Genomic DNA, 8299 nt, shown 5'->3' with positions numbered 1-8299 from the left:
GGTTAGGAGTGTCCAATGGATATTGGTCAAATAGTGCCTTTCATGACTATAGAGGCTCATTTAATTGGCAAGGTACTAATTATGCTAATAGCCCACTATTGTCCTTTAGCAATATAGAGACATTTGAAATTACTGGGACGGCTTACGCAGACCACCTCAGAGGTTACAGTGGAGATGACAAGCTCATCGGGGGTGAGGGGAATGATGATATCGCGGGTGGAGATGGAAGTGACATCATCAAAGGTGGTGATGGCAACGACACCCTAAAAGGGGAAGGTGGAAATGACGAAATCGAGGGTGGTGATGGCAATGATACTATTGATGGTGGCACAGGTCGTCATGTTATCCGTGGAGGAACAGGGAATGACACAGTAGTCAGTGCCAAAGCTGGGGACAGCATTGACGGGGGAGAAGGAACAGATACGCTACAAAGCCTAGACCTGAGCAGTTTAGATGTAGATTTAGTTCTGAATTTAAGAGTTACAGAACAGGTAAGTGGGGATAATAATACCCGCATTAACAATTTTGAGAATATCTCCTCTGTGACTCTAGGCAGTGGTTATGACACCACTATTGCCACTGGTAATTTATTGGTCAGCAATGGCAGCATTAACGCTGGGGGTGGCACTGACAGATTAATTGTGGATTATAGCAGTGCAACCTTTAGTGGATTAGGTACAAATGGGTTAGGAGTGTCCAATGGATATTGGTCAAATAGTGCCTTTCATGACTATAGAGGCTCATTTAATTGGCAAGGTACTAATTATGCTAATAGCCCACTATTGTCCTTTAGCAATATAGAGACATTTGAGATTACCGGGACAGCTTACGCAGACTACCTCAGAGGTTACAGTGGAGATGACAAGCTCATCGGGGGTGAAGGAAATGATGATATCGCGGGTGGAGATGGAAGTGATACTATCATATCAGTAAATCCCAATGTCGCCAAACCAGGGTTAGGTACTGTAGATACAGTCACTGGGGGAACAGGAGAGGACACTTTTATTCTCGGCGATGTCACATGGATTGGTTATGATGACTATAATCGTACCACTGCTGGTACAAGTGACTACCTGATCATCAAAGACTTTAATCCCCTGGAAGATATCATTCAGCTTTTGGGTTCCAGTAGTGATTATACGACCACAGTTTCAGGTAATAACATTAACCTCTACATCAATAAACCTGATAGCGAACCTGATGAACTGATTGCTGTTTTAGAAAATACCCAGGGTTTAATCAACCCATTGCAATTTAACCTCAGTGGTAGCTATTTCAATTATATCGCCAGTAATGCTGTCCTAAACATCACTGGTACATCTAGCATACAAACGGAGGGCAACTCAGATCAGAAGCCATTTGTGTTTACTGTCACTCGGTCAGGAGACACTAGTGGTACAAGCACAGTAGATTGGTTTATTACCCCGTCTGGTAATAACCCCGTTAACTCCACCGATTTTTTTGGTGGAGCAATGCCACCAGGAGAAAGCCTCACCTTTTTACCAGGAGAAACCAGCAAGGAAATAAGAGTGCGGGTCAGAGGAGACAGCACCATTGAATCCAACGAAACCTTTACGGTTTATTTGTCTACTCCCTCCCGAGCTACTATCGGTACTCGCAGTGCCACAGGCATCATTTTAAATGATGATGGTAGTCAACCGACTCTCCCAGTGTTCGGCACTTCTGGTAATGATACTCTCAGTGGTACTATAAATGTTGATTGTCTTATAGGTTTAGCGGGCAACGACACCTATACTGTGAATAATGCGGGTGATGTGGTAGTAGAAAACCCCAGTCAGGGAACTGATTTAGTTAACGCATCTATTTCCTACACCCTTACCGATAACTTTGAAAATCTTACGCTTACGGGAAGTGCTAACCTCAATGGTACAGGCAATAACCTCAACAATAGCCTCACTGGCAACACAGGCAATAATATCCTCACAGGAAATGCTGGTAACGATACTCTTAACGGTGGCGCTGGCATTGATACCTTAATTGGTGGTTTAGGTAATGATCTTTATGTCGTAGATAGCACTACTGATACCATTACTGAAAACTCAGGAGAAGGAACAGATATCATTCAATCTTCTGTTACCTTTGATTTAGCGGTTTTCCCCAACATCGAAAATCTGACCTTAACAGGAACAGCTGTTATTAATGGTACTGGGAATGCAGGTAACAATTCATTAACAGGTAATGGTGGCAATAATACCCTCACAGGAAATGCTGGTAACGATACTCTTAACGGTGGTACTGGTAACGATCTTCTTAACGGTGGTGCTGGTGCAGACACCCTCACAGGTGGAATAGGAAGCGATACCTTGGTTTTCCAATTTGGACAATCCCCAGTATCAGGAGCAGACCGAATTACCGACTTTGCCATTGGCACTGATAAAATTGACCTGTTGACCTCCCTGGGTGTAGCTATGAATGCTCCCACTGCTTTCACTCGTGCTGCTAATAGTACAGCCACTACCTTAACAGATGTGGTCAATAATGTATTTACTGATGCTGATGGAGCGTTAACTGGTAATCAGGCTTTAGGGGTAAATAGTGCAGCTTTAGTCAGTGTCACCACTTTTGGTATTGCCGGAACTTATTTAGTGATTAATGATGGTGTGGCTGGTTTCCAATCTAGTAATGACCTATTGGTGAATATCACAGGATACAGTGGTATATTACCAGCTTTGGGTACTATTGCTGTTAGTAGCTTCTTTATCTAAGTGCCTAAGCTCTCTTTCTGTAATTGGGGAGCTATTTTAACCCAAATCACCCTAATACAGCAGTTTCTTAAGATATTATGAGCGATCGCATTCCGTCCACCGGAGGCGATCGCTATCAAAATTTATCCAGTTATTAAATTTAGGTTTGACTAGATGCCCAGATTAAGGAGACTTCATATTGATTAAATGTTGAATCTGCACTTACAAGCGTCATTTCTTCTACTTGAGCTTGTGCAATCAGCATTCTGTCAAAAGGATCACGATGATGTAAAGGTAGTGCAGCTACCCGCAAAGCATGAGAAGTAGTAATCTCTAAAGATCTAGCTCCTAGTTGGTTCATGCGAGTGGAAATATAATCTTCTATTTGTTCCGGTAGTGGCAACTTACCGATGGAAACCTTAATTCCTATCTCCCAAACACTAGCAACTGAGAACCATACTTCATTGGTTTCATCCGCAATTTGCTCAATTACCTTCTCATTCAACTTTTCTGGTTGAGAAAACCACCATAACCAGCATTGAGTATCTAATAAAAGCCTCACTCTGCACCGCCTTCAAATGCAACTAAAATATCTTCGGGTAGAGGAGCATTAAAATCATCTGGAACAATAAATTTTCCTCGATCTTGACCTAAGCTAGAACGACGATCTAACGATGTCCGAAATGGAACTAGTTTAGCAACTGGAACACCTCGGTTGGAAATAATAATTTCCTCTCCAAGCTCCACACGGGAAAGTAGTCGAGAAAGGTTTGTCTTAGCCTGATGAATATTTACAGTTGCCATGATTTTAATGGACTAGGTTTGTGAACTAAGTCTAGTCTAGCTATGGCGATTCTGCAAGGATATTCTGTACTAAAAACTAAAAAAGAGAGATAGAAAACTCTACCTCTCACCAGGGTATAAATAAGCTTAATTAAACCAAATCAGATTTTAGTATCTGCTGGGTTTGTGAACGATGAAGCTAAGAACTTGACACTGCTTAATGTTGTCAAAACCAACAACACGGATGTAGCAGTTGCTATACTGAGAACGGCAACCTTGAACTTCGCTCAATACTTCTTGAGTAGATTTAGCGCCGAACAAAGGTAACTTCCACATTGTCCAGTAAAGTTCTGTAGGTTCAGAAGTTTCGTTAAATTCAATGGCGGGGATGTAACCTTGGTTCAAAATATATTGAACTTGCTTGGCAATTTGCGCGTCAGACAGAGGGGGAAGGTAAGAAAGGGTTTCGTAACGACGCTCTTTAGGTAAAGTTTGCATAGTTTTTGATAAGTGGGGGAGATTTTTTATTACTTGGTTGACTGACTAATTAGATAAATTATCTAAATCAGAATCAGATATTGTTTGTCTTTCAGTTTCGAGGCTGGGACTTGATAAATTTAATTGCGTAATACGTTCGAGATGCTGGCGACGCTGTTCCATATTGGCCTGCTGAATACCAGTGATCACCATTTCTGGTAAAAACTCTGTCACTTCCGCCGCTATGTGTTCCCTGACAGTCATAATCCGCAAAGCCAAATCTGACTTTTCTAGAAACAGTTCCTCAATATAAGCTTCTCCATCCTGGATTTTGCCGGCGGAAAAGTTTTGCAACCAATGTGCTAAAGGTGGATTTGTTTCGCCTAACTGCGCCAATACAGTCCTTAATGCCTGATAAGTCAGGTAACTTTGGAGAGTTTTGGCTGTTTCTTTCGCAATTTGCTTTAAATCCATGCTTGACCCAGCCCTTGAGATTTTTAGATTTTGGATTGTTTATGAATCCAAAATCCCAAATCTTAAATGATCAGACGGTATCCATTGCTTCAAACTCGAACTTAATTTCTTTCCACAGTTCGCAAGCAACAGCCAACTCAGGAGACCACTTAGCAGCTTCGCGGATAATGTCGTTACCTTCACGAGCCATGTTACGTCCTTCGTTACGAGCTTGGATACAAGCTTCTAGAGCTACGCGGTTAGCTGTAGCACCGGGAGCGTTACCCCATGGGTGTCCAAGAGTACCACCACCGAATTGCAGTACGGAGTCATCACCGAAGATTTCCACCAACGCGGGCATATGCCATACGTGGATACCACCGGAAGCAACGGCCATTACACCAGGTAGAGAAGCCCAGTCTTGGGTAAAGTAAATACCGCGAGACTTGTCTTGCTCAACGTAGTTTTCACGTAATAGGTCAACGAAGCCCATGGTGATACCGCGTTCACCTTCTAATTTACCAACAACTGTACCGGTGTGGATGTGATCACCACCAGACAAGCGGAGGGCTTTAGCTAATACGCGGAAGTGGATACCGTGGTTTTTCTGACGGTCAATTACAGCGTGCATAGCACGGTGAATGTGCAACAGAATACCGTTATCACGACACCAACGAGCCAATGTGGTGTTAGCGGTGAAACCTGCGGTTAGGTAGTCGTGCATGATGATGGGCTGTTTGAGTTCTTTAGCGTACTCAGCCCGTTTCAACATTTCTTCGCAGGTAGGAGCGGTAACGTTCAGGTAGTGACCTTTGATTTCGCCGGTTTCTGCTTGGGCTTTGTTGATAGCTTCAGCTACGAACAAGAAGCGATCGCGCCATCTTTGGAATGGTGCTGAGTTGATGTTTTCGTCGTCTTTGGTGAAGTCCAAACCACCACGTAAACATTCGTATACAGCACGTCCGTAGTTTTTAGCGGAAAGACCTAATTTGGGTTTAATTGTACAACCCAACAGAGGACGACCATATTTGTTCAATTTGTCGCGCTCAACTTGAATACCGTGAGGAGGTCCTTGGAAGGTTTTGATGTAAGCTACTGGAAAACGAATGTCTTCCAAACGTAAAGCCCGCAAAGCTTTAAAACCAAATACGTTACCGACAATAGATGTCAATACGTTGGTGATAGAACCTTCTTCAAACAAGTCCAAAGGATAAGCAACGTAACAGATGTATTGGTTATCTTCACCGGGAACTGGTTCGATATCATAACAACGACCTTTGTAGCGATCTAGGTCGGTGAGCAAGTCTGTCCAAACTGTTGTCCAAGTACCAGTGGAAGACTCAGCAGCTACAGCCGCACCAGCTTCTTCGGGGGGAACTCCAGGTTGGGGAGTCATCCGAAATGCTGCTAGTAAATCTGTATCTTTGGGTGTGTAATCCGGTGTGTAATAAGTTAGTCTGTAATCTTTAACCCCAGCTTGATACCCAGACTTAGCCTGAGTCTTAGTTTGCGCGTAAGACATATTTTTCTTCCAAGAAGTCTTTCTTTATTACTATCAAATCACGTTATGTGCAACTTCTTCTCATTCTTACTCTTTATTCATTCTTAATAAGATCATAAGTTTTGCTTATATTTTGGGGCGATTAGTTTCTATGGTGGCAGTGCGGCTGCATAAATTAAGTTATAGTCACAATTACCATAACTCATTTTTTACCATGGTTCAGACGTACTCTTTTGACGCTGTTGTTTTTCGTCCCAGCAATACAAAATCTTTTCATCTTGAGGAAAGCATATCCCACTCAACCGATTTGATTAAGATTAACTGGCCTTTATTGGTCTTCTGCGGAACTTTACCGGAAAATTACATTCCAGATATTAACCTGGTTTGCTGCAATTCTCTTTTTTCCTGATCTATCCACCTCAAGCGGGTAAAGATTGGTCATGAAGCATTTTCTCTGAAGACCGATTTAGTCATGGGATGAGCAAGGGAGAAAAAACTGCACATCACTGAATTTGTAGCTTACCCCACAATAGATCAAAATTCAATAAGTTATTTCTGAAGTTTTGTTAACTAACTTATTTAATTTTCCTATTATAGAAAGATTTAACATTTTGTTAAATCTACTTTACAAATGTGCATATCTGAGTATTGCTGTGTCTGCAAGGTCTTTAACCCCTGTGGCTGTATTAGCTATTTTACGCATAAGTAGATATATTTTTTTATCGAACCGCAGAGGCACAGAGAACACAGAGGAAGAGAGTTAGCAGATGTCTACATTTTAGAGTATGTTTTAAAATTTGATGACTAGTATAATACGGCTTCGCCACGACTTGAAACTTTTGTAGTGACGTTGCTCATCTAGGGATTCTCGACTCTACAATCTTTATCTCCAGTATATTTTTTGTAAAATGTGAGAAATGGAATATTTAGGTGATAATTAACAATTAAACAATTATTTATGTCAGTTACTACTCAACAATTAACTCAGTGGAAACAACAGGGACGGACGATTGTTGCGTTAACTGCCTGGGATTATGCGATCGCTCAACTTTTAGATATATCTGGTGTAGACTTGATCCTGGTTGGTGATTCTCTTGCGGTAATCTTGGGTTATGAAACTACGTTACCAATTACCTTGGATGAAATGATACATCACGCTAAGTCCGTCCGTCGTGGTGTTAAAAACGCTTTGGTCGTGGTTGATTTACCATTTTTGACTTATCAAGAAAGTATTTCCCAAGCTATGCACTCTGCTGGTAGGGTCTTGAAAGAAACAGGAGCGCAAGCGGTAAAGTTAGAAGGTGGCTATCCCGCAATGGTTTCCACCATTACTAGACTAGTTCAAGCGGGGATTCCCGTTATGGGTCATGTCGGTTTAACACCCCAATCAATTCATCAATTAGGGTTACGACAACAAGGAAAAACCCAGGAAGCAGGAGAGAGAATTTTTAATGAAGCGATCGCTCTCGAAAAGGCCGGTGTTTTTGCTATAGTATTGGAACATATTCCCACCAAACTAGCAATGGAAATCACTCAAAAAATCCGTATTCCCACTATCGGTATTGGTGCAGGTTCTAGCTGTGATGGTCAAGTATTAGTCACTTCTGACATTTTGGGACTTTCGGAAAAACAACCACCATTTGCCAAAGTTTATACTAACTTACGAGAAACAATTACCAAAGCTGTACAAGATTACGCTGTGGAAGTGCGAGAAGGAGAGTTTCCTAAATAGTTAATATTCTAGGAAGAATAGCTTTATGAAAGGCTATTGATTCTGAGATTCTTGATTGATTTTGTTTTTTTCTTCTATCAAAGGAAGTTTCATATATTTTTCTGCTGCAATAATCATATATTCAATCAAACGTTTATATTCCGTCTCCCTTTCTATGTCAGTCCTAATTAACTGCTTTTCGCGCTCTAAGGCAATTCGTTCCTGAATAGCTTGTTCCCCTAACCGGATATTTTCTTCTATTGGTACACCTTCTGCTGTTACCATTGGCGCATACCATGTAGCTTCTGAATCAGGAGTACGACGACTAACCAGAATATCTAAAGCCTCCCAGTCATCATGGTTTCTCCGTACATAAGCTCTCAAATCATCTGTTGGCATTTGATCAAAATTAGGTTTCATCAATAAACCTCCAATTTCCTTCAGGAAAGATTAAAATTTCCATTTCATCACCTGCCAGAATGTATACATATCCCTTAATTTCATTAAACCGAATTAAGTGGATGTCTAGAAAGCTGTTAGAGACCATCTGGCAAACCCTGAGACAGGTTAGGGCTTGTACAGCAGTAGGATTAAAAATGGTAGTTTCCTCAATTATGACATCAATAATCTTAAAACTAATGTCGCAATTTTCCATTACCAGTCACTTCT

9 protein-coding genes are annotated in these 8299 nt (G+C 41.4%); 2 read left to right on the top strand and 7 right to left on the bottom strand.

Annotated elements, in window-relative coordinates; translation table 11 throughout:
- Positions 1-2726 (top strand): bluetail domain-containing putative surface protein (locus tag FFO06_RS12485; RefSeq protein ID WP_137908331.1); only part of this gene is annotated, 2726 nt, incomplete at its 5' end.
- A 139-nt stretch (positions 2727-2865) separates the two neighbouring features.
- Here FFO06_RS12485 and FFO06_RS12480 read toward each other — a convergent pair.
- The 5 genes from FFO06_RS12480 to FFO06_RS12460 form a co-directional block, all read right to left on the bottom strand.
- Positions 2866-3267, bottom strand: coding sequence for a type II toxin-antitoxin system VapC family toxin (locus tag FFO06_RS12480; protein WP_137908330.1), 402 nt, complete (start codon positions 3265-3267; stop codon positions 2866-2868).
- Positions 3264-3509, bottom strand: a complete 246-nt coding sequence (locus tag FFO06_RS12475) for a type II toxin-antitoxin system Phd/YefM family antitoxin (RefSeq protein WP_137908329.1) — start codon at positions 3507-3509, stop codon at positions 3264-3266. The genes FFO06_RS12480 and FFO06_RS12475 overlap by 4 nt, the downstream gene beginning before the upstream one ends.
- A gap of 147 nt (positions 3510-3656) precedes the next feature.
- Positions 3657-3986, bottom strand: coding sequence for a ribulose bisphosphate carboxylase small subunit (locus tag FFO06_RS12470; protein WP_028082366.1), 330 nt, complete (start codon positions 3984-3986; stop codon positions 3657-3659).
- Positions 3987-4031: 45 nt separating this feature from the next.
- Positions 4032-4439, bottom strand: coding sequence for a RuBisCO chaperone RbcX (gene rcbX / locus FFO06_RS12465; RefSeq protein WP_137908328.1), 408 nt, complete (start codon positions 4437-4439; stop codon positions 4032-4034).
- Positions 4440-4509: 70 nt separating this feature from the next.
- On the bottom strand, positions 4510-5940 hold the full coding sequence (locus FFO06_RS12460) for a form I ribulose bisphosphate carboxylase large subunit (protein ID WP_028090545.1): 1431 nt from the start codon (positions 5938-5940) through the stop codon (positions 4510-4512).
- 937 nt (positions 5941-6877) lie between these two features.
- Here FFO06_RS12460 and panB point away from each other — a divergent pair.
- A complete protein-coding gene (gene panB / locus FFO06_RS12455) occupies positions 6878-7651 on the top strand; it encodes a 3-methyl-2-oxobutanoate hydroxymethyltransferase (protein WP_137908327.1) in 774 nt (257 codons plus the stop codon).
- Between the two features lie 33 nt (positions 7652-7684).
- Here the strand turns inward: panB and FFO06_RS21545 are convergent, their stop codons facing one another.
- Together FFO06_RS21545 and FFO06_RS22675 are read right to left on the bottom strand one after the other, a co-directional pair.
- Positions 7685-8050 carry a DUF6887 family protein gene (locus tag FFO06_RS21545; RefSeq protein ID WP_190372341.1) on the bottom strand — a complete coding sequence of 122 codons (366 nt, stop codon included), beginning with the start codon at positions 8048-8050 and terminating at the stop codon, positions 7685-7687.
- Complete coding sequence (locus FFO06_RS22675; RefSeq protein ID WP_409333610.1) at positions 8040-8285, bottom strand: DUF6888 family protein; 246 nt, start codon at positions 8283-8285, stop codon at positions 8040-8042. Before FFO06_RS22675 ends, FFO06_RS21545 begins: the two co-directional genes overlap by 11 nt.
- Positions 8286-8299 lie beyond the last annotated feature (14 nt).

This window comes from Dolichospermum planctonicum, assembly GCF_005402965.1.
Lineage (GTDB): Bacteria > Cyanobacteriota > Cyanobacteriia > Cyanobacteriales > Nostocaceae > Dolichospermum > Dolichospermum planctonicum.
Note: the sequence above shows the minus strand (reverse complement) of the source record. Positions and strands in the feature narration are given on the sequence as shown.

Bases quoted from the DNA above. Each gene is read 5' to 3' on its own strand.
- FFO06_RS12475 (WP_137908329.1), bottom strand. From the start codon at position 3,509: ATGGCAACTGTAAATATTCATCAGGCTAAGACAAACCTTTCTCGACTA.
- FFO06_RS12470 (WP_028082366.1), bottom strand. From the start codon at position 3,986: ATGCAAACTTTACCTAAAGAGCGTCGTTACGAAACCCTTTCTTACCTT.
- rcbX (WP_137908328.1), bottom strand. From the start codon at position 4,439: ATGGATTTAAAGCAAATTGCGAAAGAAACAGCCAAAACTCTCCAAAGT.
- FFO06_RS12460 (WP_028090545.1), bottom strand. From the start codon at position 5,940: ATGTCTTACGCGCAAACTAAGACTCAGGCTAAGTCTGGGTATCAAGCT.
- panB (WP_137908327.1), top strand. From the start codon at position 6,878: ATGTCAGTTACTACTCAACAATTAACTCAGTGGAAACAACAGGGACGG.
- FFO06_RS21545 (WP_190372341.1), bottom strand. From the start codon at position 8,050: ATGAAACCTAATTTTGATCAAATGCCAACAGATGATTTGAGAGCTTAT.
- FFO06_RS22675 (WP_409333610.1), bottom strand. From the start codon at position 8,285: ATGGAAAATTGCGACATTAGTTTTAAGATTATTGATGTCATAATTGAG.